Genomic DNA, 24,585 nt, shown 5'->3' on the forward strand with positions numbered 1-24,585 from the left:
GCCCGTCGCCTACTTCTCCGCCTTGCCGTGCATGACCATGATGGTCTGCTGCATCAGCGCGCACAGGGTCTCGCGGCCGTCCTTCACCGCGAAGACCTCGGCCCGGGTGACGATCAGCGTGCGGCCCGGGCGCAGCACCTCGCCGCGGGCGATCAGCTTCTCGCCGTCGGCCGGCGCGACCAGGTTCATCTTGTATTCGACGGTCAGCACCGAGGCGCTGGCCGGCACCAGGGTCATGGCGGCATAGCCGGCCGCGGAATCGGCAATCATGCCGACCACGCCACCATGCACGAAGCCGTGCTGCTGCTCGATGCCGTCCCAATGGGGAACGTGGATCTCGGTGCGGCCGGGCTCCACCAGCGGCAAGGTGGCGCGGATGAGCCGCATCGCGGACTGGCGCTCGAAGCTGGCGACGATGCGCTCGACAAGCTGGGGGTCGGGGTTGTGGGTCATGCGGGGTGGCGGATTGTTGGCTGAGGATTGAGCGGCGCAATGGATGCGATGCATCGCGAATGCCGGGACCGACTTTATCGGCGGCCCGGCACGACGGGGACAAGCGCTGGCCTCAGTCTCTCAGCTGTCTGGCGACCAGCGCGGCAGCGTGAAGCCGGTCACGAGCGCGATTACGCGCAGCAGCGCCGCCGCCGATGCCGCCGCGAGCAGGCCCAGCCAGTCGGTGGCACCCAACCACTGCGCCGCCACCAGCACCCAGGCGCCGACGAAGGCGCACATGGCATAGGGGCGGTGGTCGCTGAAGGCGCTGGGGATCTCATTGCAGACAATGTCGCGCAGGACGCCGCCGAACACTGCCGTCACCACCCCCATCAGCACGGCGACGATGGCCGGCGCGCCGCTGTCCAGGGCCATCTGGGTGCCGCTGGCCGTGAAGAGACCGAGGCCCAGTGCGTCGGGCCATTGCATGGCGCGCTCGGTGGGCGCGAAGTGGCGGGCGCGCATGAAGAGCATGGCGGCGGCGCACAGCGCCAGCAGCACCCACAGCCATCCGGCGTGCGCGACCCAGAAGAAGGGCCGGCGGTCAAGCAGCACGTCGCGCAGCGTGCCACCGCCGAAGGCCGCCAGCCCGGCCACCATGCAGACGCCGACCGCATCGAGCCGCTTGCGTGCCGCCTCCAGCAGGCCCGAGAAGGCGAAGGCGATCGTCGCCGCAGCCTCGATGGCCGTGACGACGTGGGTCATGGTGGTGGGGGCGGGCGTGTTCATCGGCAGCAGGCAAGTGCGGGCATGGCAGGCCCTGCGCCGGGCTTCCAGCCTGCTGCGCTTGCGGCGGGATTGTGAGGCCTGCCCCCTGGGCCGCAGGCACAGGCCCGGCCTGGTTCAGAAGTTGTGGCGCAGGCCGGCCTCGTAGCCGGTCGAGGTGCCGCCGGCCCGCAGGCCTGCCGGGCCGCCGGGAATGACGAAGTTGGCCGTGCCCTCGTTGTCCAGCCGCGAGTAGCTGGCGTAAAGCGACGTGCGCTTGGACAGGTTGTAGACATAGCCCAGGCCGATCTGGCTGGCGCCGTTGGCCTCGATGCGGGTGGTGCCCACCCTGCCGCCCATGTCGGCCTTGTTGTACGACAGCTTCAGTTCCGAGGCGCCGAGCGGCACGACGGCCGCCAGCAGCGTGTTGGTCTGGGTCGCCGTGGCCTGCTTGAACTCGCGCCAGGCCACGGCCAGCCGGACCAGGCCGGCGTCGTACCTGGCGGCCACGGTGTTGTCCTTGAAGGCGCCGCCGCTCGTCTGGCTGTTCTTCGAACTGGCCGTGGCCACCGCCACGCCGAAAGGCCCGGCCGCGTAGCCGAGGCGCACCGACACCACCTTGGCCAGGCCGGAGGCCACGGCGCCGCCTTCACCCGCAGCCAGCAGCACGCCGCCTTCGAGCCCGCCCAGCCCGGCCGGCAGCAGGTACTCGATGGCATTGCTGGATCGCACCGCGGTGTTGGGGTTGCTGCCGAAGGCCGAGCGGATGGGTCCGGTCGGCGTGGCATTCACCAGGTTGTTGGAGCCCGCGACGCCGACATAGGAGAAGGGATCGTGGCGGGTCCAGACTGTGTAGGTGGGCATGTAGTCGCGCCCGGCGCGCAGTTCGCCCAGCGTGGTGGAGGCCAGGCTCACGGTCGCACGGCGGTCGAAGAACTGCGTGGCTGACGCGGCAGTGCCGATGTCCAGCAGGATGCCGTGCTCGAGGTGGAAGCCGGCGCTCAGGCCGCCACCCAGGTCCTCGACACCGCGAAAGCCGAGCCGGCTGGTCGAACTGGAGCCGCTGACCAGCGACTTCATCGTGCCCGGGCCGTCGTTCGTCACGCTGCGCACGGCCAGGTCGGCGATGCCGAAGACGGTGAGGCTGCCTTGCGCCAGCGCTGGTGCGGCGACTGCGCCGGCCAGGGCCAGGGTGATGAGGGTCTTGTGCATGTGATTTGTCTCCATGTGAAGGCTTGGATCGAGGGGCTTGCGGTGGTCGGTGCGGGTCCGCACGCGCCTCAGTCGGCGCTGAGCTTCGCGGCGGCGACCACGCGCTTCCACTTGGCGAGTTCGTTCTTCACCAGGGTGGCCAGTTGCTCGGGCGTGCTGCTTTCGACATCGGCACCGTGGTCTTCCAGGCGCTTGACGATGTCCTTGTCGGCCAGCACCTTGTTCAGCGCCTCGTTGAGCTTGTCGACAATGGGCTTGGGCGTGTTCGCGGGCGCAAAGATGGCGTACCACTGGGTCACGTCCACGCCATCGACGCCGGCCTCTTTCAGCGTGGGCACGTCGGGCAATTCGGGCGCGCGCTTCGGGCCGGCCACGGCCAGCGGGCGCAGCTTGCCCGACTTGACATGCGGCAGCGCCGTGAACAGGCTTGGAAACATGAACTGCGTCTGCCCGCCGATGGTGTCGCTGACGGCCGGCGCCGAGCCCTTGTAGGGAACGCCCAGCATCACCACGCCGGCGCTCAGCTTGAACAACTCGGCCGCGAAGTGGGGCGCCGTGCCATTGCCGGCCGAGGCATAGGTGTACTTGTCGGGCTTGGCCTTGAGCTGGGCCACCAGGTCCTTCACGTCCTTGACCGGCACGTGGGCGGTGGCCACCATCAGCGTGGGCGAATGGCCCACCAGACCGACGGGCGTGAAGTCCGCCACTGGGTCGTAGCGCAGCTTCTGCAGCGCCGGGTTCATGCTGTGGGTGGCGATGTAGCCCAGCATCAGCGTGTGCCCGTCGGGCTTGGCGCGGGCGACGAATTCGCTGGCGATGGAGCCGTTGGCACCGGCGCGGTTGTCGATGATGATGGTCTGGCCCAGCAGCGGCCCCAGCTTCTGTGCGATGGTGCGCGCCATGGCGTCGTTGGCGCCGCCGGCGGCCGTGGGCACCACGACCGTGATCGTCTTGGTCGGGTAGCTGCCGGCGGCCGGTTGCGCCAGCGCCGGTGCGGTGGCCGCCGCCAGCGAAGCGGCGAGCAGCGGATTGATGAGCTTGTTCATGGGGATGTCTCCTTCCAGGGGTTTCGAGAACACGTAGTCCGGCAGGTGCAACTCGCCCTGCAGGATCTTTCGCGCGGTGCGCACCAGGGCGGCGCGCTCTATGCGCGCCTCCTGCCCCTGGCCGGATACGGTGATGGCCACGTCGATGCGGCCCTGCGGATGCAGCACCAGCACATGGCGCGGGCCATCGCTGGTGTGAGTACTGGTGGTGCGGGCCGTGCCGCTGGCCACCGTGCCCGGCAGCGCGAACGCGGTGGCCACGCCGATGGCGCCGGTGGCCGCGTGCGAGGCATGGCAACGGCGCGGCGTGAAATAGCGCGAGGTGATGCTGTCGTCGCTGTCCCCCTCGCTCACCAGCACCGGCTTGGGGATCACGCTCTGGCTCACGTCGCCCAGGCCCATGCGGGCGCCAGCCTGCAGGCGCAGCGCCTCCAGCCGGGCCAGCAGCGGCTTGTCGCCATCGAGCACGCTGGGCGGCTCGCGGCCGCTCAGGCCCAGGTCGGCGGCGCGCATGATCATCAGCGGCATCGCCGCGTCGATGCAGGTCAGCGCCACGCCATCAATGGTGTCGATGCGCTGGCCAGTGGGGAACAGCGAGCCGGTCACCGCGCCCCAGGCGTCGAGGAAGTTCAGCAGGATGGGTGCCGCGGTGCCGGCCACGCCGTCGATGCGGGCCTCGCCGTCGTAGCGCACGCGCCGGGCCGGCGTCTGCACCGTGACATCGATGCGCGAGCGGGTGTTGACGTTGAACACCCGCACCGTGGTCGTGCCTTCGCTGGCGGCCACCAGGCCCTGCTCGATGGCAAAGGGCCCGACACCCGCCAGCATGTTGCCGCAGTTGGGCCGCGTGTCCACCGAACGCTGGCCGACCCCGACCTGGGCGAACAGGTAGTCGACATCGCAGCCTGGCTCGCTGCTGCGCGAGACGATGGCCACCTTGCTGGTGAGCGTGCTGCCGCCGCCCACGCCGTCGAGTTGCAGCAGGTCGGAGGCACCGATGGCGCCGATCAGCGCCTCGTCGCGCGCCACCTCGTCGGCCGGCAGCCAATGGCGCAGGAAGAAGGGACCGCGCGAGGTGCCGGCGCGCATCAGGACACAGGGGACGGTGCGACTCATGGACGGCATGATCGGCAGTGGCTCTATGTTTGTGAATTGCATGATTTGGACCGATTGATCCAAAATTGGCATCACTTCAAACGAGCCGGAGACGCGGCATGGCGATCAACTTCGACCTCAACGACCTGCTGTCCTTTCGCGCCGCCGCCGAGCTGGGCAACTTCCGCAAGGCGGCCGAATCGGTGGCCATCTCGCAGCCGGCCTTCAGCCGCCGCATCGACAAGCTGGAGCAGGCGCTGGGCGTGCGCCTGCTCGAGCGCACCACCCGCCGCGTCGAGCTCACGGCCGTGGGGCGCGAGTTCTCGCGCAAGATCGAGCAGTTGCTGGAAGACCTCGACAACACGCTGCTGGGCATACGCGGCGTGGCCGCCACGCGCATGGGCGAGGTCACCATCGCCTGCGTGCCCTCCACCGTCTACTACTACCTCTCGCGGGTGATCTCGCGCTACCACGAGCGCTATCCCAAGATCCGCGTCAAGCTGATCGACGCCAGCGCGAATGAGGTGCTGTCGGCGGTGGTGGGCGGCGAGGCCGATTTCGGCATCAACTTCATCGGCAGCCAGGAGCACGACATCGCGTTCACGCCGCTGCTGGAAGAGCGTTTCGTCGCCGCCTGCCGGCGCGACCATCCGCTGGCTCGCCGCCGCCAGGTGAGCTGGGCCGAGCTGGCGCCCTATGACTTCATCGCGGTGGGCAAGGGCTCAGGCAACCGCCTGCTGCTCGACCAGGCCCTGGCCGGCATGCCCGGCCAGCCGCAAAGCATCTACGAGGCCCGGCACGTGACCACCCTGCTGGGCCTGGTGGAGGCGGGCCTGGGCGTAGCCGCGGTGCCGGCGATGGCCATGCCCGGCGCCGACCACCCGCTGCTGGTGAGCGTGCCGCTGGTCGATCCGGTGGTCAGCCGCAAGGTCGGGCTGATCCAGCGCAAGGGCCGCAGCCTGCCGCCGGCGGCGCAGCAATTGCACGACTTCCTGGTCGAGATGAAGGGCCCGCGCGGCCGTGGCGTGTCGGCCGCGAAAGCGGACCCGCCGGCCGCCGTCAAGGGGGGCTCGAAGCGACCGGCCTGACGCCGGCCGCTGCCGCTCAGCCCAGGCTGGCCAGCACGCGGTCGACCATCACGCCCGATTGCCCGAGGTAGTTGGCCGGGTCGCACAGCCGGGCCAGCGCGGCGCGGTCGAGGTGGGCGCTGATCTCGGCGTTCTCGCACAGCAGGTCGAGCAGCGGGCGCTGCTCTTTCAAGGCCAGGCGGCAGATGTCGTAGACCAGGTCGTGGGCGTACTCGCGGCCGATGTACTTGCCCAGGCCCATCATCACCGCCTCGCTCATCACCAGGCCGTGCGTCATGTCGATGTTGCGGCGCATGGCGGCGGTGTCGACTTCCAGGCCCTCGACGATGGCGCGCGACTGCTTGAGCGCACCGGCCATCAGGCAGAAGGCCTCGGGCAGCACGATCCATTCGATCTCCCACGGGCCGGTGCTGCGTTCGTGATCGGCCACCATCGCGTCCATCAGCGCCGCGCTGTGTTGGCGCACCACGCTGATGGCGGCGTGGATGTAGCAGCTGGCGATGGGGTTGCGCTTCTGCGGCATGGTGCTGCTGCTGCCGCGGCCGTGGTGGTAGGGCTCGAAGACCTCGCCCACCTCGGTCTGCATCATCAGCTTCACGTCCATGCTGAGCTTGCCCAGCGTGCCGCCCACCAGGCCCAGGAAGGCGCCCACCTCGGCGATGTTGTCGCGGATGGTGTGCCAGGCGATCAGCGGCTGGCCCAGGCCCAGTTCGGCGCACAGGCCGGCCTGGGTTTCCATGGCGCCGGTCTGCAGGCTGGCCAGGGTGCCGGCGGCACCGGCGAACTCGCCCACCAGCACGCGCGGGCGCAGTTGCGCCAGGCGCTGGCGGTGGCGCTCGATGGCGCTCAGCAGGCCGGCCATCTTGTAGCCGAAGGTCACGGGAATGGCCTGCTGCAGGTTGCTGCGGCCGATCATCGGCGTGTCGCGGTGCTCGCGCGCCAGCCGGGCCATCGCCGCCGAGATGCCGGCCAGTTCCGCGTCGACGATGTCCAGCGCCTCGCGGATCTGCAGCACAGTCGCGGTGTCGGTGATGTCCTGCGTGGTGGCGCCCCAGTGCACGTACTCGCCGAGCTTGTCGCGGCACAGCGCGTTGATCTGGCTGACCACGCCCAGGATGGGGTAGCCGATGCGCTCGGTCTGCTGGCGCAGCAGACCCAGGTCGATCTGGTCCAGCCGGCAGTGGCTGACGATCTCGTCGGCCGCCTGTTGCGGAATCAGGCCCAGGCGGCCCTGCACGATGGCCAGCGCGCGTTCGATGTCCAGGTATTTCTGCGTGCGGTTCTCGTCGCTCCAGACCTGGCGCATCGCGTCGCTGGAGAAGATGCCCTGGAAGATGACGGAATCGATGAGGGTGGAGGCCATGGCTTGTCTCGCTGAGGTTCGAAGGGGGAGTCAGAGTCCGGCGCGCTGGAGCGTGCCGTCCTGCAAGCCCGCACGTTGCAGCGTGCGGATGGCTTGCAGCACGACCGGCCGGTCGACCATGCGGCCGTCCAGCCGGGCGGCGCCGGGCTGGGCGGCATCGGCGGCCAGCACGCGGCGGGCCCAGTCCAGCGCCTGCTCGCCGGGTGCGAGCGCGGTGTGGATGGGGGCCACCTGCTTGGGATGGATGCAGAGCTTGGCGCCAAAGCCGAAGCGGCGCGCCCAGGCCAGGTCGGCCAGCAGGCGGGCCTCGTCGTCGAGCTGAGGCGTCACGCCGGCCACAGGCGCGGGCAGGCCGGCCAGGCGCGAGGCCAGCACCAGCCGGCTGGCGGCAGGGGCCAGGCCGTCGGGCTGCTCGGCAATGTCCAGGTCGAGGTCGAGCGCAAAGTCCAGCGTCCCGAACACCAGGCGCGTGACGCCGGGGCTGGCGGCCACGGTGTCCGCCTGATGCAGGCCGCGGGCGGTTTCGATCAGGGCCAGCACCTGGGCGCCGGGCGCGGCGGCGCAGATGGCGGCCACCGCTGCGGCGGCTTCGGCCTTGGCCAGCATCGCCTGCGTCAGGCCGGTGCCGGCCAGCAGGCGCAGGTCGTCGGCAAACCAGGGTGACTCGGCATCGTTGATGCGCAAGACCACGCGCTGGCGCTCGGCAACGGACGCGGTGGTGGCCCAGTCGGCGATGGCATCTCGCGCGGCGGCCTTGGCATCGGCGGCGACCGCGTCTTCCAGGTCCAGCACCACGGCGTCGGCGCCGCTGGCCAGGGCCTTGGCGTAGCGCTCGGGGCGGTTGCCGGGTACGAAGAGATAGGTTCTGGGGCTCATGGATTCAGGCCCTTCAGATGGCCTCTTCGGCGCGCAGCGCGGCGATGGCCGCGGCGTCCAGCCCCAGTTCGGCCAGGATGGCCTCGGTGTGCTCACCCAGCGCCGGCACCGGGTCCATGCGCGGGCCGGTGTTCCAGTTGCCGGGCGGCAGCAGGGCCGGCACCGGGCCGGCCGAGGTGCCCACCTGGGTCCAGCGGCCGCGCGCCTGCAGTTGCGGATGGGCCCAGACCTCGGCCATGGTGTTGACACGCGCATTCGCGATCTGCGCCGCCTCCAGCCGCGCCACCACCTGCGGCGCGGTGAACGGGGCAAACGCGTCGACGATGATCTGCCGCAGCGCCTCGCGCGCCGCCACCCGCTGCGCATTGCCGGCAAATCGCGCCTCGGTGGCCAGGGCCGGCTGCTGCAGCACCTTGTCGCAGAAGTTCACCCACTCGCGCTCGTTCTGCAGCCCCAGCATCACCTGGCCGCCGTCGGCGCCGGTGGGAAAGGGGCCGTAGGGGTAGATGGTGGCGTGGGCCGCGCCGGTGCGCGGCGGCGGCGGCGCGCCGTCGAAGGCGTAGTAGAGCGGATAGCTGGTCCACTCGGCCAGCGATTCGAGCATGGAGATGTCGATGCGCTGGCCGCGGCCGGTTTGCTGGCGCTGCATCAGCGCGGCCAGGATGTTCGTGTAGGCATACATGCCGGCGGCGATGTCGGCGATCGACGGGCCGGCCTTGCAGGCCTCTTCGGGCGTGCCGGTGACCGAGACGAAGCCGGCCTCGCTCTGGATCAGCAGGTCGTAGGCCTTCTTGTCGCGGTAGGGGCCGGGGTGGACGGGGTCGTCGCCATAGCCCGAGATGTCGCAGACGATGAGGCCGGGCTTGAGGGCGGCCAGCCGCTCGTAGCCCAGGCCCAGGCGCGCGGCGGCCCCCGGCGCCAGGTTCTGCACCACCACGTCGGCCTTTTCCAGCACCAGCCGCTCCAGCACCTGGGCGGCACCGGGGTGCTTGACGTCCAGCGTCAGGCTTTCCTTGCTGCGGTTGGTCCAGACGAAGTGCGAGGCCAGGCCGCGCACCCGGCTGTCGTAGCCCCGCGCGAAGTCGCCGCTGCCGGGGCGCTCGATCTTGATCACCCGCGCGCCCAGGTCGGCCAACTGGCGGGTGGCGAAGGGAGCCGCGATCGCATGTTCCAGCGTCACGACGGTCAGGCCTTTGAGGGGTTGCATGGTCGTTCGGGTTCAGGCCAGGGTGGCGGTGGCATCCATCGTCAGCCAGCCTTCGTGGTCCTGCGCCCACAGGCGCACGGTCTTGCCGTCGGCGGCGGGCTGGCCGTTGATGCGCAGCGGCCGGCCATCGAAGGTCGGGCGCAGGGCCTTGAAGTGGAAGGCGGCCACGGTGGCCTCGGGCCGGTGGCGGCGCAGCAGGTCGAGCAGCAGGGTGGCGATCAGCGGGCCGTGCACGATGAGACCGGGATAGCCCTCGACCTCGGTGACGTAGCGGCGGTCGTAGTGGATGCGGTGGCCGTTGAAGGTGAGTGCCGAGTAGCGGAACAGCAGCACGTCGTCGGGCAGGATCTCACGCTGCCAGGCCGCGCCGGTGGGTGCCGCCTGCGGTGGTGGCGGCACGTCATCGGCGCGCTGGGCCTCGCGGTAGACGATGTCGTGGAACTCGACGAGGGCCGCGTCGGCCGCGCCATTGCAGCGCAGCTCGTGCCTTACCTTGACGAAGACCAGCGGCCCGCTGCGGCCGGACTTGCTGCTCACGTCGGCGATGGTGGAGGTGCGCGCCACCGCATCGCCCACGCGCACCGGCGCGCGGAACTCGAACTGGCTGCCCGCCCACATGCGGCGTGGCAACGGCACCGGCGGCAGAAAGCCGCCGCGCCGGGCGTGGCCGTCGGGGCCGATCTCGCTCTGCCGGTGCAGCGGCAGGAAGTAGAGCCAGTGCCACAGCGGCGGCAGCGCGGTGCCGCTGGGCGCTGGCGTGGCCGGGTGGTCCAGCGTGGCGCTCAGCGCCAGCACCGGCGTCGGACCTATGACGTCGTGCAGGGTCTCGCTGCGGCCAATCCAGGCTGTCGGGTCTTGAGGGGTTTCGATCACGGGGGGCCTCCGCTTGCTGCCGACAGGGCAACACCATGGGGGCGGAGTTTCGGCCCGGCGAGCCCCGACGGGAAGTGCGGTGATCGAATCGATTGATGCGCTCGGCGCAAGGGTGCGCCGGACTGCGCCTCAATCGGCGGTGATCTTGCGCTCGCGGATCAGCTTGCCCCAGGCCACCGTCTCGGCGGCGATGAAGCGCGCCAGCTCGTCGCGGCTGCCGGGCTGCGGCGTGAGGCCGTGCTTGAGCAGCTCGGACTTCACGTCGGGGGCATTGAGGGCCTTGCGCAGTTCCAGGTTCCAGCGCTCCAGCACCGCCGGCGGCGTCTTGCCGGGGGCGACGAAGGCATACCAGTTGGTGGCCGCAAAGCCCGGATAGCCCGATTCGGCGATGGTCGGCAGGTTGGGCAGGAACTCCGGCCGCGTGAGCCCGGTGCTGGCCAGCGCGATCAGCTTGCCCGATTCGACATGCGGCTGCGCCGTCGACCAGGTCGAGTAATAGGCTGCCACGCGCCCGCCCAACAGGTCCTGCAGCGCGGGCGCGCCGCCCTTGTAGGGGATGTGCACCGTGTCGACGCCGGCGCGTTGGTTGAAAAGCTCGCCCGCCAGGTGCGAGGCCGAGCCGGCCCCGGTGGAGGCGTAGTCCAGCGCGCCGGGCTTCTGTTTGGCCAGGGCCACGAACTCGGCCAATGTCTTGGCGCGCACGCCGGCGTGTACCACCAGCACGTTGGGAAAGCTCATGCCCATCGTGAGCGGCGCCAGGTCGCGCTGCGGGTCGTAGGGCAGCTTCATCAGGTGCGGCGCGATGGCCAGCGGGCCTATGGAGCCGAGCAGGATGGTGGCGCCGTCGGGTGCTGCCTGGGCCACGAACTGGTGGGCGATATTGCCGCCGGCGCCGGCGCGGTTGTCGACCACCACGGTCTGGCCCAGGTTCTCGCTCAGCTTGCGCGCGACCACGCGGGCGCCGGTGTCGGCTGCGCCGCCGGCGGCGAAGCCCACGACCAGGGTCAGGTTCTTCCTGGGGATGTCCTGGGCAGCGGCCCAGGGGCTCAGCATGGCGGTAAAGGCCGCGAGGGCGGCAGCGGTCAGTTGGCGGCGTTGCATGGTCTTGTCTCCGGCAGGGTGGATTCAGTCGTCGGCCAGCTTGAGCCGGCTGGGCAGGCGTTTCTCGATGGCCCACTTCAGCAACGCCGCGACGCGGAACACGCCATGGGCGAACTTGCCGTAGGGCAGGGTGGCGAAGAGCGCCATCACCGTGCCCAGGTGCAGGCACAGCAGGGCCGTGAAGCCGGCGCTGGCGTGGCTCAGCATCAGGGCCAGGCCGCTGGTGGCGGTGAGGAACAGCAGCAGCAGGAAACCCAGGTCCATGGGCTTCTGCGCCGCGTCGCCCTGCAGCGGGTGGCGGCGCAGGTTCAGCCAGCCCAGGCCGGCACAACCCAGCGCCAGGCTCAGGCCACCGGCCGTACCCAGCAGCTTGGGCAGGGTGTTGAAGCCATACGGCGCCTGCCAGCCCAGAACGTAGTGGTAGAGCGTGGCCGAGGCGGTGGCGGCAAAGCACAGCATGAAGCCGTAGAAGGTGGCGTGGTGGGCGCGCCGGCGCCACAGCGTGAACGCGTCGTCCTCGTTGTTGCAGCCCTGGCCGTGGCCGCCGTCCAGGTATTTCAGGCTCAGCGCATTGTTGCCGGCCTCGGCCAGCGCAGCGGCGCTGGTGCTGCCGGGGGCCTCGTCGCGCCAGAAGCGGCGCACGCCCAGCGTCAGCGCCAGCACGGCCCAGCCGAACACCGGCGCGAACAGCGCCACCATGAGGTTGTGGGGGAACACCGCGTAGAAGCCGCCGGCGCCGGCCGGCTGGGCCAGCGCCGCCAGCCCGCCCTGGCGCGCCACGGCCAGCATCAGGAACAGCGCCAGGCCGGCGACCAGGGCCAGCGCCAGCGTGAGGCCGTTGCGCTGGTACAGGCGGCCCAGGGCCGGCGGCCAGGCGTAGTCGGCATAGGTCTGGCCGCGCACGCGGGCCAGGGCCCGGGGCACGTTGACGGCAAACTCGTGCGGCGGCGCGTACTGGCAGGCGTGCAGGCAGGCGCCGCAGTTGTGGCACAAGTTGGCCAGGAAGTGGGCATCGGCCGGGCTGAAGGCCAGCCGTCGCGTCATCGCCGGAAACACCGCGCAGAAGCCCTCGCAGTAGCGGCAGGCATTGCAGATCTGCATCACGCGCGCCACCTCGGCCTCGCCGGCGGTAGCCGTGCGAATGGGGATCACGCGGCGCGCACCCGGCCCGCCCTCGGACAGGTCGGTGGCCTCGCGGACCAGCACATCAAGCGGCGACATGGTCGGCTCCTTGCTTGGGCACGGCGTGGTCGCATGCCGCTGCCGCCTGGCTGCCGGCGATGCGTCCGAAGGCCGTGCCGATGGACATGCCGACGCCGGCCGTGTAGCCCTGACCCAGCACATTGCCGGCCATCATTTCGCCGGCGACGAAGAGGTTGGCGCTGGCCTGGCCGCCGAACTGCACCGCGGTGCTGGCGCCGACCTTCAGGCCCAGGTAGGTGAAGGTCACGCCCGGCTTCAGGGCATAGCCGTAGAAGGGCGGCGTGTCTATCGGCAGGGCCCAGTGCGTCTTGGCCGGCGCCAGCCCCTCGGTGTGGCAGTCGTCGAGCCGGGTGTGGTCGAAGTGGCCGACGCGACAGGCGGCGTTGTACGCGGCCAGCGTGTGCGTGAAGCGCTCTGCATCCAGCTCCAGCTTGGCCGCCAGTTCCGCCAGGCTGTCGGCCTGCACGCCCTCGAACACCGGCGGCATGAAGCGGCCCACCGCCTTGGCGTCGATGATGCTGTAGCCGATCTGCCCCGGCTGCTGGGCCACCAGGCGGCCCCAGATGGCATAGCGCTTGGGCCAGAAGTCCTCGCCCTCGTCGTAGAAGCGCTCGGCGTTGCGGTTGAGCACCACGCCCAGCGAGACGCAGTCCAGCCGCGTGCAGATGCCGCCGTCGTAGAGCGGTGCGCGTGCGTCGATGGCCACCATGTGGGCCTGGGTGGGGTCGCCGATGGTGTCGGCGCCCAGGGCCATCAATTGCTTCAACAGCACGCCGGTGTTGAAGCGGGTGCCGCGGATCAAGAAGTTGTCGGCCGGCCATTCGCCACGCGCGTTCTGGCCCCAGGCCTCGCGCAGCCAGGCGCGGTTGGATTCGAAGCCGCCGGCGGCCAGCACGCAGGCGCGGGCCGTGATGCGCTCGCCGCCCACCCAGGCCGCGACGAAGCGTGTGCCTTCGAGCTCAATGCGGTCCACCGGCGAGTCATAGCGCACCTGCACGCCCAGGCGCTGCGCGCTGCGGTAGTAGGCGTTGACCAGGGCCTTGCCGCCGCCCATGAAGAAGGCATTGGTGCGCGCCACATGCAGCGCGCCCGACAGCGGCGGCTGGAAGTGCACGCCGTGCCTGCGCATCCAGGGCCGGCAGGTGGCCGAGGCGCGGATGACCAGCCGCGCCAGCGCCTCGTCGGTCTTGCCGCCTGTCACCTTGAGCAAATCCTGCCAGTACTCCTCTTCGGGATAGGACTCGATCAGCACGTCCTGCGGAGCGTCGTGCATGCAGCGCAGATTGCGCACATGCATCGAGTTGCCGCCGCGCCAGGCCTGGGGCGCGGCCTCGAGCATCCGCACGCTGGCGCCGGCTTCGCGCGCCATCAGCGCGGCGCACAAGGCGGCATTGCCGCCACCGATCACCAGCACATCCACCACGGCGTCCTCCTTCGTTCAGGGTTGGATGCACTGTAGACAGGCACTGTCCCGCCCGCCAGAGCACTTGCCGCAAGGGGGTTTCAGGATTCGTGAACGGCAGCGCCGATCCAGCGGCCGTCACGCACCAGCGTGCGCGCCACCTCGGCCAGCACCACGCGGGTGGCCAGCGCGGCCGGTGACAGTTCGTCGTCCGACAGGCTGACCAGCAGATTGGGCCTCTCGGCGTGCGCGTTGCTGATCTGCACCAGGGCCACCTCGTCGCTGCGCAGCCTCAGCGTGGCGGCGCCAGGCTGGATGGTGGCGCCCAGGCCCGCCGAGACGGCGTCCATCAGCAGCGAGAGGCCGTCGATCTCGGCCACCACCCGCGGCGTGACGCGGGCGCGGGCGAAGGCCTTGTCGACCAGGGCGCGCAGGCCGTGCGGGCCGCTGGGCAGGATCAGCGGCAGCTCGGTCAGCTGCTCGATGCGGATGCGCTTCGTGGTGGGCAGGCCGGGCAGGCCGCGCCGGCCCATCGCGTAAAGCCTTTCCTGCAGCAGCGGCACCACGCTCCAGCCGTGCGCCGGTTCGACCTGGAACACTACCGCCAGGTCGAGCTGGCGCGCGCCCAGCATCTGGCCCAGATGGCCCGAGAGGCTTTCGACCAGATGCAGCCGCACCTCGGGGTAGCGGGCGCGCATCGCCGCCATCAGCGGCAGGCCCAGCACGCTGGCGGTCGATGGCGCCAGGCCCACGCTGGCGTGTCCCGACAGCCGTGCCTGCTGCGCCGCCAGCACCGCGTGCTCGGCATGGCGCAGCGCCAGCTGGGCCTGGCGCCAGAAGGCCAGGCCGGCATCGGTGGGCAGCACGCCCTTGGAGGTGCGCTGCAGCAGCCGTGTAGCCAGCTCACCTTCGAGCCGGCTGACCTGCTGGCTCAGCGCCGAGGTGACGACGCCCAGGGCCGCCGCGGCCTGGCTGAAGCTGCCGTGCTCGACGACCTTGACGAAGTAGCGCAGTTGGCGAAGTTCCATGGGTGGAATCCGTTACGGAGTCGGCGCAGTACCGCGCCGCCCAGGCCGACCCTACTTCGCCACCCCGCCCCGCCCCAGCAGCGCCCACAGCAGGATGGCGCCGAAGGTGGCGGTGCCGATGCCGCCCAGCGTGAAGGCGCCGAACTTGAGCGTGTAGTCGCCCGTGCCCAGCACCAGGGTGATGGCGGCGACCACGAGGTTGCGGTTGTCGGCGAAGTCGACCTTGTTGTCGACCCATATCTTGGCCCCGGCCACCGCGATGAGGCCGAAGACGACGATGGACACGCCGCCCATCACCGCCAGCGGTATGGCCTGGATCAGTGCGCCGAACTTGGGGCTGAAGCCGAGCAGGATGGCGATGAGCGCGGCGATCACGAAGGTGGCGGTCGAGTAGATCTTGGTCGCCGCCATGACGCCGATGTTCTCGGCATAGGTGGTGACGCCGGTGCCGCCACTGGCGCCCGAGACCATGGTGGCGATGCCGTCGCCGACGAAGGCGCGGCCGATCAGCGGGTCGAGGTTGCGGCCGGTCATCGCGCTCACGGCCTTGATGTGGCCCAGGTTCTCGGCCACCAGGATCACGGCCACTGGGGCGATCAGCAGCATCGCGCTACCGTCGAAGATGGGTGCCGCGAAACGCGGGGCGCCGAACCAGGCAGCACTGGCGATGCCGGCCAACTCGATGGGCTTGCCCAGGCCGAGCCCGTTGGTCAGCACCGCATAGACGAGGGCGGCGATGATGAGGCCGACCAGGATCAGCAGGCGCTGCGTCATGCCGCGCGTGAACACGGCCACGCCGGCCACGCAGACGAAGGTGACGCCCTGCATCCAGGCATCGAAGGCGGTGGGCGCCATGTTCTTGATCGGGATGCCGGCCAGGTTGAGGCCGATCACCGCGACCACGGCGCCGGTCACCACCGGTGGCATCAGGCGTTCGATCCAGCGCGTGCCGGTTGCCATCACGGCCAGGCCTATCAGCGTGTAGAGCGCGCCGCAGGCGATGATGCCGCCCAGGGCCAGGCCCAGCTTGGCATTGCCGCCCTGGCCGGCAAAGCCGGTGGCGGCGATGACGACGCCGATGAAGGCGAAGCTCGAGCCCAGGTAGCTGGGCACGCGGCCGCCCACCATGGCGAAGAAGATCAGGGTGCCGATGCCGCTCATCAGGATGGCGACATTGGGGTCGAAGCCCATCAGGATGGGCGCCAGCACGGTGGCGCCGAACATCGCGATGACGTGCTGTACGCCCATGGCGGCGGTCTGCGGCCAGGGCAGGCGCTCGTCGGGCGCGACGACGCTGCCGGGGCTGGGGCGCACCTCGCGCCAACTGAAGATCGAACTCATCGTGGGTTTCCCTCGTGCTGGTTGCGGCCTCGTGAGCCGGGCTGCCCGGGAGTCTAGGGCGACACCGGGTGCGGCCCGCCGCTGGTGCGGCCAGAATGCTTGCGCCTGTCCGCACCTACAGAGAGATTCCCCATGGACCACCGCCTGCGCTGCCTGTGCCAATTGGCCGATCTTTCCGGCGCCGCCGGTTTTCTGTCGAACACGCGCCGCCATCTGCACCAGCACCCTGAGCTGAGCTTCGAGGAGGCCGACACCGCGGCCCTGGTGGGTAGGCACCTGGAAGACTGGGGCTGGCAGGTGGAGCGCGGCATCGGCGGCCACGGCCTCGTTGGCACGCTGGCCGTGGGCGCTGGCCACCGCCGCATCGCCCTGCGCGCCGACATGGACGCCCTGCCCATCCATGAGGCCACCGGCAAGCCCTACGCCAGCCGCAAGGCCGGCGTGATGCACGCCTGCGGCCACGACGGCCACACCACCATGCTGCTGGGCGCGGCCGAGCACCTGGCCAAGACGCGGCGCTTCTCGGGCACGGTGCATCTGGTGTTCCAGCCGGCCGAGGAGGCCGGCCAGGGCAGCGGGGCGCAGCGCATGATCGCCGACGGCCTGTTCGAGCGCTTTCCCTGCGACGCCATCTACGGCCTGCACAACAGCCCCGGCCTGCCCACGGCCGCCTTCGGCTTCGGCAGCGGGCCCTTCATGTCGGCCTCGGACACGGCCCGCATCACCCTCCACGGCCGTGGCGGCCATGCGGCGAGGCCGCAGCAGACAGTGGACCCGATACTGATCGCCGGCAGCCTGGTGATGGCGCTGCAAAGCGTGGTCTCGCGCAACATCGACCCGCTGCACACCGCCGTCGTCACCGTGGGCGCGCTGCACGCCGGCTCGGCGCCCAATGTCATCCCCGACACGGCGACGATGGCGCTGAGCATCCGCTCCTTCGACCCCAAGGTGCGCGACCGCCTGGAAGAGCGCATCCGCGCCCTCGCCACCGCCCAGGCCCAGGGCTATGGCGGCGAGGCCACGGTGGACTACGAGCGCGGCTACCCGGTGCTGGTCAACAGCGAGGCCGAGACCGCCTTTGCGCGCGAGGTGGCGGCCGAACTCGTCGGGCCCGAAGGCGTGCTGGCCAACTTCCCGCCCGTGACCGGCAGCGAGGACTTCGCCTACTACCTGCAGCACCGGCCCGGCTGCTTCTTCCGCCTGGGCAACGGTCTCGACAGCGCGATGCTGCACAACCCGCGCTACGACTTCAACGACGAGATCCTCACCGTGGGCGCCGCCTACTGGACGCGGTTGGTGGAGCGCTACCTGGTCGATTGATGCAGGCGGGGTGAACAAGATTTCCATGCACCCCGCAGCGCGCGCAAGCGCTTGATTTCCCTGGGCTAGCGCTGCCGCTGCAGGCCGCCGCTGCACATTTGCCGCGTACTTCGGGCCGCGTTCGACGCCCCTTGCGAGCGCGTTGAACGAGGCGCCGGCGAGCCAAGTCCTTGATTCGCTGAAGCAATCCGCCCTGGCGGTTGGTGGCGGCACGGTTTGCGCGTACGCACTGGGTGAGAGACCCCAGCCGCGAGCCCAGCACCATGAGCGCCACCACCACCCGAGTCCTGATCGTCGACGACGAGGAAATCGTGCGCCGCTGCCATCGGCGGGTGCTGGCCAGCGAGCACTGCGAGGTGCTGGCGGTCCACGGCGGCCTGCAGGCGCTGGCGGCGATGGAAACCGCGCCCTTCGACATCGTGCTGCTCGACCTGCGCATGCCCGGCATGGACGGCATGGCCGTGCTGCGCCAGCTGCGCGGCCGCTGGCCCGAGAGCGAGGTGATTGTGATCACCGGCTACCCCACGCTGGACACCGCCAAGGAGGCGATACGCCTGGGCGCCAGCGACTACCTCTCCAAACCCCTGGAACCGGCCGTGGTCATCGAAGCCGCGGCCCACGCCATCGAGCACAAGCAGTGGGCGCTGCGTTGCGAACGCCCGTTTCCGTCGGCCCTTGAATCTCATTTGGCCCCCGGATTCCAGACCTCCGATTTCGCGAGCTGATTGAAAGGAAACATCATGAGCGCGCAACAACAACAACTGCTGAGCCGGGTCCTGGTGGTCGATGACGACCCCGTCGTCGGCAAGAGCTTCGACCGCGTGCTGTCGGGCAAGGGCTATGCGGTCGTCACCGCGCGTGACGGCGAAGAGGCCCTGGCCAAGATCGGTGCGGAGAAGTACGACGCCGTCTTCACCGACATTCGCATGCCGGGCATGGATGGCATCACGGTGGCCGAGCGCATCCGCGCCCAGCAGCCCTGGCTGCCGGTGGTCATCGTCAGCGGCTATGCCACGGTCGAGAACGAGGCGCGCGCCCGGGCCGCCGGCGTCTCGGCCGTGCTGCACAAGCCGCTGTCGCCGCAGATGATCGAGGACAGCGCCCGCGAGGCGGTGCGCGAGCGCGGGGTGGAAGCGGTGGCCGTGGCCGAGGCACCGGCCGTGGTGGCACTGATGGCTGTACCCGCCGCCGCCGCCGCACCCGCCGCCAAGCCGGCCTTGCGCGGCGTGCCGGTGGCCCTGGTGCCGCTGCTCACGCTGGCCTTCGTGCTGCTGGCGCCCTTCGCCGGCCTGCTGGCCCTGGTGGCGGTGCCGGCCTGGCACTTCGTGAAGTGGTTGATCGCCCGCCCGAGCACCGAGTTCACGCGCTGGGGCCGCGATGTGGCGCTGTTCTTCGCCGCGCCCTTCCTGGGCCTGGCCTACATCATCGCGATGCCCTTCGTCGGCCTGGGCGTGATCGCCTGGTTCGCCGTCAAGGCGGTGTTCACGCGCCGCGGGGCCTGATCCGCGACGCCCCGGCCGCGAGAAGGATGAAGCCATGAACGGGTTCGCAAGTGTTCTGACACGGACTGCCGCCACCGCCCTGATGGCCGTCGCCCTGCTGCAAGCCGGGGCGGCGCTGGCCGCCGCCGAGGCCACCCTCCCCGAAGGCGACCGCGCCTGCCTGGACTGCCACGGCAGCGATGCCAAGCCCCAGCCCGATGGGCGCAAGGCCGCGACAGTGGACACCTCGGCCTATCTGCACTCGGTACACGGCGACGCAGGCTGCGACAGCTGCCACGAGACCATCACGCTGCCCGGCCATCCGGGCAAGGCGGTGGCCGACGCGCCCGCCCGGCGCAAGGCCTCGGTGAGCGCTGTCTGCCGCAGCTGCCACGCCAAGATCGTCAAGGCCTATGACCGCAGCTTCCACGCCGAACGCCTGCGCGCCAAGGTCAAGTCGGCGCCTGACTGCGACGGCTGCCACTCGCCCCACGCCATCACCACCGCCTCGGTGCAGGACGGCACCAAGAACGCCTGCCTGGCCTGCCACGATGACCCCGCCGCCACACACAAGGTCTGGCTGCCGAATGCCGCGCGCCATATGCAAACCGTGGCCTGCGCCGCCTGCCATGCGCCCGAGGCCCAGCCGCGGGTGGACCTGCGCCTGGTGGACACCGATGCGCCGGCCGGCAGTGCGCTGGCGGGCCGCTTCGAGATCCTGGCCAAGCTGGCCGACACCAGGAACGACGGGCTGGACGCGCACGAGTTTCGCGCCCTGCTGCAGGCGCTGGAACGCGAAGGCGCCAAGGTCACGGTGCAGGGCCGCATCGAGCTCAAGAGCGGCGTGCAGGCCCATGCGCTGCCCGACAAGACGCGTGCGCTGCGCGACTGCTATGCCTGCCACGACCAGGACGCCGCGCCCTACAAGAGCGTGGCCGTGTCGATGCTGGACGCCGGCGGCGGCCCGGTGCGCGTCGAGGCCCAGCGCGAGATCCTCAGCTCGGCCGTCACCATCGAGGCGCTGCGTGGCTTCTATGCCCTGGGCGGCACGCGGCTGGCCCAGCTCGACCTGCTGCTCGCCCTCGGCCTGGGCCTGGGCGTCTCGGTGCCCGGCCTGCACTTCATCACCCGGCGCCTGATGCGCCGCTCGCAACCGCAGCCCCAGCCGCAACAGCCCAAGGAGTGAAGACCATGACACGCCTGTACGTCCATCCGCTGCCGGTGCGCATCTGGCACTGGATCAATGCGCTCGGCTTCGTCGCCCTCATGCTCACCGGCATCCAGATCGGCTACCGCGTCTTCGAGGCGCTGCCGCTCAAGCCGGTGATCGACCTGCACTGCGCAATAGGCTTCGTCCTCATCGCCAATTACGGCGTCTGGCTGGTCTATTACCTGTTCTCCGACCGCATCACGGTCTACCACCCCGAGCTGTCGCCGCGCACGCACTACCGCAATGTGATGCGGCAGCTGGCCTATTACGGCTACGGCCTGTTCAAGGGCCAGCCCAACCCCCACCACGTCAGCGCCTACCGCAAGTTCAATGCGCTGCAGGCCATGACCTACCAGATCGTGATGATCCTGCTGGTGCCGCTGGCGCTGTACTCCGGCGTCGTGCTGTGGGACATGCAGGCCTTTGCCGGCACCGTCGCCCTGCTGGGCGGCCCGCGCGCAGTCAACACCTTGCATGTGTCGCTCTTTGTCGGCTTCGTCGCCTTCCTGTTCGTCCACATCTACCTGACCACGCTGGGCCACACGGCCGGCGCCCATATCAAGGCCATGCTGAACGGGTATGAAGAAGTCGAACAGGCGGGTGAGCCGGCGGCCGAACCGGTGCCGGCTGCCGCCGTGGCGCCAGCGCACTGACCGACAGCGGCGGTCTAGGCCTGCGGGGCCGGTTCGCCGGCCCCGCCTTCGTTCTCGCCGTCATCGGCCGCGCCGCGAACGCGCACGTTGTGCTTGCGCATCAGGGCCTGGAAATTGGCCCTCAGCATCGAAGTCTCCTGGGCGCTGCGCGTCACGTTCCAGTCGTTGCGCTTGAGCGCCTCGAGCACGAACTGGTGCTCCAGCTCTTCCACCGACTTCTCGCGCAGCCGCTTCTTCTGCCGCTTGAGTTCCTCGCCGGTGCGCGGCACGTCCTGGCCTTCGTCGGCCTGGGCCACGGCGATGCCGTCGAGATGGGCGGCGCGCAGCACCTTGTCGTCGCACAGGATCACGGCGCGGTGCAGCGCGTTCTCGAGCTGGCGGATGTTGCCCGGCCAGTCGTGGGCCACGAGGGCGCACATGGCGGCCTCGGAGATGCTGTCGACGTCCTTGCCCAGCTCGCGCGCAAAGCTGTGCATGAAGTGGTAGGCCAGGCCGGGGATGTCATCGCGGCGTTCGCGCAGCGGCGGCAGGTGGATGGGAAACACCGCCAGGCGGTAGTACAGGTCGGCCGCGAAGCTGCCCTCGGCGGCCATCGCCGCGAGATCCTTGTTGGTGGCGGCCACGAGGCGGAAATTGGCGGTCTGCGTGCGCGTGTCGCCGACGGCGCGGAACTCGTGCTGCTGGATCAATCGCAGCAGCTTCGATTGGATGGCCGGCGGCAGGTTGCCGATCTCATCCATGAAGAGCGTGCCGCCCTCGGCCACCTCCACCATGCCCTTCTTGCGCGCCACCGCGCCGCTGAAGGCACCGCGGGCATGGCCGAAAAGCTCGCTTTCCAGCAAGGCCTCTGACAGCGAGCCGCAGTCCACCGTCACGAAGGGGCCGCTGCTGCGCAGGCTGTTGTGGTGGATGGCGCGCGCCGCCAGCTCCTTGCCGGTGCCGCTCTCGCCCGTGATCAGCACCGTCGAATGCGTGGCCGCACACTGAGCGATGAGGCGGTAGACCTGCTGCACCGCGGCGCTCTGGCCGACCATGCGGTCGAGCCGGTACTTGGCATCGATGGCCTGCCTGAGCGTGCTGTTCTCGCGCCGCAGCGCGCGGTGCTCGAGCGCCCGCGTCACGGCCAGCTTCAGCTCGTCGGGCTCGAAGGGCTTGGCGATGTAGTCGAAGGCGCCCAGCTTCATGCAGTTCACCGCCGTGCTCACCTGGGCCAGGCCGGTGAACATGATGACCTCGGTGTCGGGCGTGGCTTCCTTGATGCGCCGCAGCAGCTCGATGCCGTCGATGCCCGGCATCATGATGTCGAGGATGGCGAGGTCGAAGGCGGTGTGCGCCAGCTCGCGCAGCGCGTGGGCGGCATCGGGCGCCGTCTTCAGCGTCGCGCCCAGGCCTTCGAGGATGCGCACCGTGCTGCGGATCACGATCTCCTCATCGTCGACCACCAGGATGGTCGGCGGCGCCGCAGCCTCGGCGTGGCTGGTCTGGCCGTGGGCTGTGTTCATGCCGGGATGTCCTGGTGCGCGGAAGATTCGGCCGCCGCCGCGCCGGGGGCCATGGGCAGGCAGATGCGGAAGGTGGTGCCCACGCCGACGGTGCTCTCCACCTCGATGAGGCCGCCGTGGGCGCGCACGATGCCGTGGCTGACCGACAGGCCCAGGCCCGTGCCCTTGCCCACCTCCTTGGAGGTGAAGAAGGGGTCGAAGATGCGGCCCAGGTCCTGCTCGGGGATGCCGCAGCCGGTGTCGGCGATGCGGATCTCGACCATTTCCACCGGCTCGGCTCCGGGCTCGGCGGCGCGCGGCGCGGGCAGGGCGCGCGTGGCCACGCGGATGCCGCCGCCGCCCTCGGTGGCGTGCTGGGCGTTGACGAGCATGTTCATCACCACCTGCTTGATCTGGTTTTCGTCCATCCACACCGCGGGCAGGGCGGGGTCAGGCTCCAGCGTGATGGACGTGCCCTGCAGATGGGCCGAGCGCTCGACCAGGCGCGCCGTCTCCTTGACCAGCGCATTGAGGTCGGCATAGGCCCGCTCGGGCGACTTCTGGCGCGCGAAGTCGAGCAGGCGGCGAATGATGCCGGCGCAGCGCTTGGTCTCACGGATGACCAGATCCATGTCCTCGGCATCCTGGCTGCCTTCGGTCATCTTCTGCCGTATCAGGCACGAGAAGGTGAGCACGCCGGTGAGCGGATTGTTCAGCTCGTGGGCGATGCCCGAAGCCAGCAGGCCGGTGGCAGCCAGCTTCTGCTGCTGCAACGCCTGGGCTTCGGCGGCGCGCAGCTGCTGCGTGCGCTCCTCGACCTTCTGCTCGAGCTGGCGCGCGGCGTCGGCCAGTCCCTGCTGCGATTCGCGCAGCGCCCCCATCATGGTGTTGAACGAGCCGGCCAGCTGGCCGAACTCGTCGACGCTGCGCACCGGGATCGGCACTTCGAGGTTGCCGCCCGCCAGCCGCTGCGCTGCCTTGCCCAGGTCGCCCAAGGGCCGGTAGACCAGCCGGTGCACGATGAGGCTGATGCAGGCGGCGGCCAGCAGCAGAAAGGCCAGTGCCAGCGCCGCCGTGCGCAACGCCGCCTGGTTGACGCGCTGCTCGACGCCGTCGATGGAATAGACGATGTCGACCACGCCCAGCACCGCAGGCGCATTGCGGTGGGTGTGGCAGGCGGCACTCTGGCACGAGGGCTCGTTGCGCACCACCTGCATCATGCCCATCAGGCGCCGGCCGTTGGCATCCTGGAAGAAGCGCACGCGGTCGCGGTCGCTCAGGCTCTCGGGCGGCTTGTCACCGGGTTTGTCGCCCGTCTTGTCACCTTTGTGGCAGGACACGCATCCCTCGGCCTTGGGGTCCAGCACCACGCCCACTTCGCCGGCAAAGGTGGAGTCGATCACCTTGCCCTTCTTGCTGAAGATGCGGATGCGGTCGATGTTCTTCTCGCGTGCGACGTCCGTGATGATCTGGTGTACGTAGTCGGGCTTGTCTTCCATCATCATGAAGTTGGTGCTGTGGACGATGGCGTCCGACAACTGCAGGATGTGGGCGACCGCGGTTTCCAGCAGGTCTTCGCGCTGCTGCCGCGCCTGGCCCCAGGTGAAGACGCCGAAGGCAGCAACCAGCAGTGCCGAGACGTAGACCGAGACCTTGAACTTCAGCGATGACGCCCAGTAGGGGGGCGTCCTGCCCGTGCTCGCCATGGAGTGCCGCCGCAGGCCGGGCCCGGCCTTGCAGCAGGCGCTGCACGGCTCCCGGCAATGGATGGCACCATGCTAGGCGCCGGCGCTAGCGGCGCGCTTGATGCGGGTCAAGCGCGGGCGGGGCGTGCAGCGGCCGGGTCTACTTCTTCTGCTTCAGGATGTTGTCCACCACCTCGTCGACCATTTCCTTGGGCGACTTGCGCGTGAGCGAGGTGTGGAGCGAATTGCCCGAGGCCACTGCGACATCGCTGCGTGGATCGTGCAGGGTGATGGTCAATTCGAGCAGATACATCGTGATGTCCCACATCCACTTGTCGTGGTAGGTGACGACCGCGTCGGGTTTCACCGCCGGTTCGGGGTCGGTGGACACGGCAAAGCCGGAGGCACGAAACTTCTCGACAATGAGCTTGCGCACGCTGCCGTCTTCGCCCTCGAGCTTCTTGACGTGCAGCGATTTGAGCGAGTCCCATTGCAGCGACGGATCGGCCGTGGCGGTGGCACGGTTGACGGCGCAGCCGGAGTTGAAGAGCAGGGCCGATGCAAGCAGCGTGGCGGCGAGGATTCTCGACATTTAAGGCAACGCTGATCAAGTCCACTGAGGGCACGGCTCGTGCGTTGAGTCGAGCATGAAGCAACATACCCTTGCCGTGGCCGCTGACGACAATGCGCAGTACGAGCAGTACCGCCGCCCGACGAAGCGCG

22 protein-coding genes are annotated in these 24,585 nt (G+C 69.9%); 6 read left to right on the forward strand and 16 right to left on the reverse strand.

Going from position 1 to position 24,585, the window contains the following annotated elements; all coding sequences use genetic code 11:
* Positions 1–9: 9 nt before the first annotated feature.
* The 4 genes from JMV16_RS12395 to JMV16_RS12410 form a co-directional block, all read right to left on the reverse strand.
* Positions 10–453: a PaaI family thioesterase gene (locus tag JMV16_RS12395; protein WP_201494588.1), complete on the reverse strand. Its 444-nt coding sequence runs from the start codon at positions 451–453 to the stop codon at positions 10–12.
* A 120-nt stretch (positions 454–573) separates the two neighbouring features.
* Positions 574–1,221 (reverse strand): trimeric intracellular cation channel family protein, encoded by a 648-nt coding sequence (locus tag JMV16_RS12400; protein WP_236580493.1) that lies wholly within the window; start codon positions 1,219–1,221, stop codon positions 574–576.
* A 114-nt stretch (positions 1,222–1,335) separates the two neighbouring features.
* Entirely contained in the window at positions 1,336–2,409 is a 1,074-nt protein-coding gene (locus JMV16_RS12405) for a porin (RefSeq protein ID WP_201494589.1), read from the reverse strand.
* 68 nt (positions 2,410–2,477) lie between these two features.
* Positions 2,478–4,571, reverse strand: a complete 2,094-nt coding sequence (locus tag JMV16_RS12410; RefSeq protein ID WP_201494590.1) for a 4-oxalomesaconate tautomerase — start codon at positions 4,569–4,571, stop codon at positions 2,478–2,480.
* A gap of 98 nt (positions 4,572–4,669) precedes the next feature.
* On the opposite strand from JMV16_RS12410, the gene JMV16_RS12415 reads away from it, so the two are divergent.
* Entirely contained in the window at positions 4,670–5,638 is a 969-nt protein-coding gene (locus tag JMV16_RS12415; protein WP_201494591.1) for a LysR family transcriptional regulator, read from the forward strand.
* Positions 5,639–5,654: 16 nt separating this feature from the next.
* Here the strand turns inward: JMV16_RS12415 and JMV16_RS12420 are convergent, their stop codons facing one another.
* The 9 genes from JMV16_RS12420 to JMV16_RS12460 form a co-directional block, all read right to left on the reverse strand.
* Positions 5,655–7,001 (reverse strand): adenylosuccinate lyase family protein, encoded by a 1,347-nt coding sequence (locus JMV16_RS12420; protein ID WP_201494592.1) that lies wholly within the window; start codon positions 6,999–7,001, stop codon positions 5,655–5,657.
* Positions 7,002–7,031: 30 nt separating this feature from the next.
* A complete protein-coding gene (locus JMV16_RS12425; RefSeq protein WP_201494593.1) occupies positions 7,032–7,877 on the reverse strand; it encodes an HpcH/HpaI aldolase/citrate lyase family protein in 846 nt (281 codons plus the stop codon).
* Positions 7,878–7,890: 13 nt separating this feature from the next.
* On the reverse strand, positions 7,891–9,084 hold the full coding sequence (locus JMV16_RS12430) for a CaiB/BaiF CoA transferase family protein (RefSeq protein ID WP_201494594.1): 1,194 nt from the start codon (positions 9,082–9,084) through the stop codon (positions 7,891–7,893).
* Between the two features lie 12 nt (positions 9,085–9,096).
* Positions 9,097–9,957 carry a MaoC family dehydratase N-terminal domain-containing protein gene (locus JMV16_RS12435; RefSeq protein WP_201494595.1) on the reverse strand — a complete coding sequence of 287 codons (861 nt, stop codon included), beginning with the start codon at positions 9,955–9,957 and terminating at the stop codon, positions 9,097–9,099.
* A 129-nt stretch (positions 9,958–10,086) separates the two neighbouring features.
* On the reverse strand, positions 10,087–11,058 hold the full coding sequence (locus JMV16_RS12440; protein ID WP_201494596.1) for a Bug family tripartite tricarboxylate transporter substrate binding protein: 972 nt from the start codon (positions 11,056–11,058) through the stop codon (positions 10,087–10,089).
* A 24-nt stretch (positions 11,059–11,082) separates the two neighbouring features.
* Complete coding sequence (gene tcuB / locus JMV16_RS12445) at positions 11,083–12,279, reverse strand: tricarballylate utilization 4Fe-4S protein TcuB (protein WP_201494597.1); 1,197 nt, start codon at positions 12,277–12,279, stop codon at positions 11,083–11,085.
* Entirely contained in the window at positions 12,266–13,684 is a 1,419-nt protein-coding gene (gene tcuA / locus JMV16_RS12450) for an FAD-dependent tricarballylate dehydrogenase TcuA (RefSeq protein WP_201494598.1), read from the reverse strand. Before tcuA ends, tcuB begins: the two co-directional genes overlap by 14 nt.
* An 80-nt stretch (positions 13,685–13,764) precedes the next feature.
* Positions 13,765–14,691, reverse strand: a complete 927-nt coding sequence (locus tag JMV16_RS12455; protein ID WP_201494599.1) for a LysR substrate-binding domain-containing protein — start codon at positions 14,689–14,691, stop codon at positions 13,765–13,767.
* A 51-nt stretch (positions 14,692–14,742) separates the two neighbouring features.
* Complete coding sequence (locus tag JMV16_RS12460) at positions 14,743–16,032, reverse strand: solute carrier family 23 protein (protein WP_201494600.1); 1,290 nt, start codon at positions 16,030–16,032, stop codon at positions 14,743–14,745.
* A 132-nt stretch (positions 16,033–16,164) separates the two neighbouring features.
* Between JMV16_RS12460 and JMV16_RS12465 the strand changes: the two genes are divergently transcribed.
* The 5 genes from JMV16_RS12465 (at position 16,165) to JMV16_RS12485 (ending at position 20,696) form a co-directional block, all read left to right on the forward strand.
* Entirely contained in the window at positions 16,165–17,352 is a 1,188-nt protein-coding gene (locus JMV16_RS12465; protein ID WP_201494601.1) for a M20 aminoacylase family protein, read from the forward strand.
* Between the two features lie 263 nt (positions 17,353–17,615).
* Positions 17,616–18,077 (forward strand): response regulator, encoded by a 462-nt coding sequence (locus JMV16_RS12470; RefSeq protein ID WP_201494602.1) that lies wholly within the window; start codon positions 17,616–17,618, stop codon positions 18,075–18,077.
* Between the two features lie 15 nt (positions 18,078–18,092).
* Positions 18,093–18,854 carry a response regulator gene (locus JMV16_RS12475; protein WP_201494603.1) on the forward strand — a complete coding sequence of 254 codons (762 nt, stop codon included), beginning with the start codon at positions 18,093–18,095 and terminating at the stop codon, positions 18,852–18,854.
* 34 nt (positions 18,855–18,888) lie between these two features.
* Entirely contained in the window at positions 18,889–20,019 is a 1,131-nt protein-coding gene (locus JMV16_RS12480; protein WP_201494604.1) for a multiheme c-type cytochrome, read from the forward strand.
* 5 nt (positions 20,020–20,024) lie between these two features.
* The gene (locus JMV16_RS12485) at positions 20,025–20,696 is read left to right on the forward strand and encodes a cytochrome b/b6 domain-containing protein (RefSeq protein WP_201494605.1); all 672 of its coding nucleotides are present in this window, start codon (positions 20,025–20,027) and stop codon (positions 20,694–20,696) included.
* 14 nt (positions 20,697–20,710) lie between these two features.
* Here the strand turns inward: JMV16_RS12485 and JMV16_RS12490 are convergent, their stop codons facing one another.
* The 3 genes from JMV16_RS12490 to JMV16_RS12500 form a co-directional block, all read right to left on the reverse strand.
* Positions 20,711–22,198: a sigma-54-dependent transcriptional regulator gene (locus tag JMV16_RS12490; RefSeq protein WP_201494606.1), complete on the reverse strand. Its 1,488-nt coding sequence runs from the start codon at positions 22,196–22,198 to the stop codon at positions 20,711–20,713.
* A complete protein-coding gene (locus tag JMV16_RS12495; RefSeq protein ID WP_201494607.1) occupies positions 22,195–23,883 on the reverse strand; it encodes a sensor histidine kinase in 1,689 nt (562 codons plus the stop codon). The genes JMV16_RS12490 and JMV16_RS12495 overlap by 4 nt, the downstream gene beginning before the upstream one ends.
* Before the next feature lie 139 nt (positions 23,884–24,022).
* The gene (locus JMV16_RS12500; protein ID WP_201494608.1) at positions 24,023–24,454 is read right to left on the reverse strand and encodes a hypothetical protein; all 432 of its coding nucleotides are present in this window, start codon (positions 24,452–24,454) and stop codon (positions 24,023–24,025) included.
* Positions 24,455–24,585 lie beyond the last annotated feature (131 nt).

Origin of the sequence: Rubrivivax sp. A210, from assembly GCF_904426505.1 — a bacterium.
In the GTDB taxonomy this organism is placed as follows: domain Bacteria; phylum Pseudomonadota; class Gammaproteobacteria; order Burkholderiales; family Burkholderiaceae_C; genus Rubrivivax.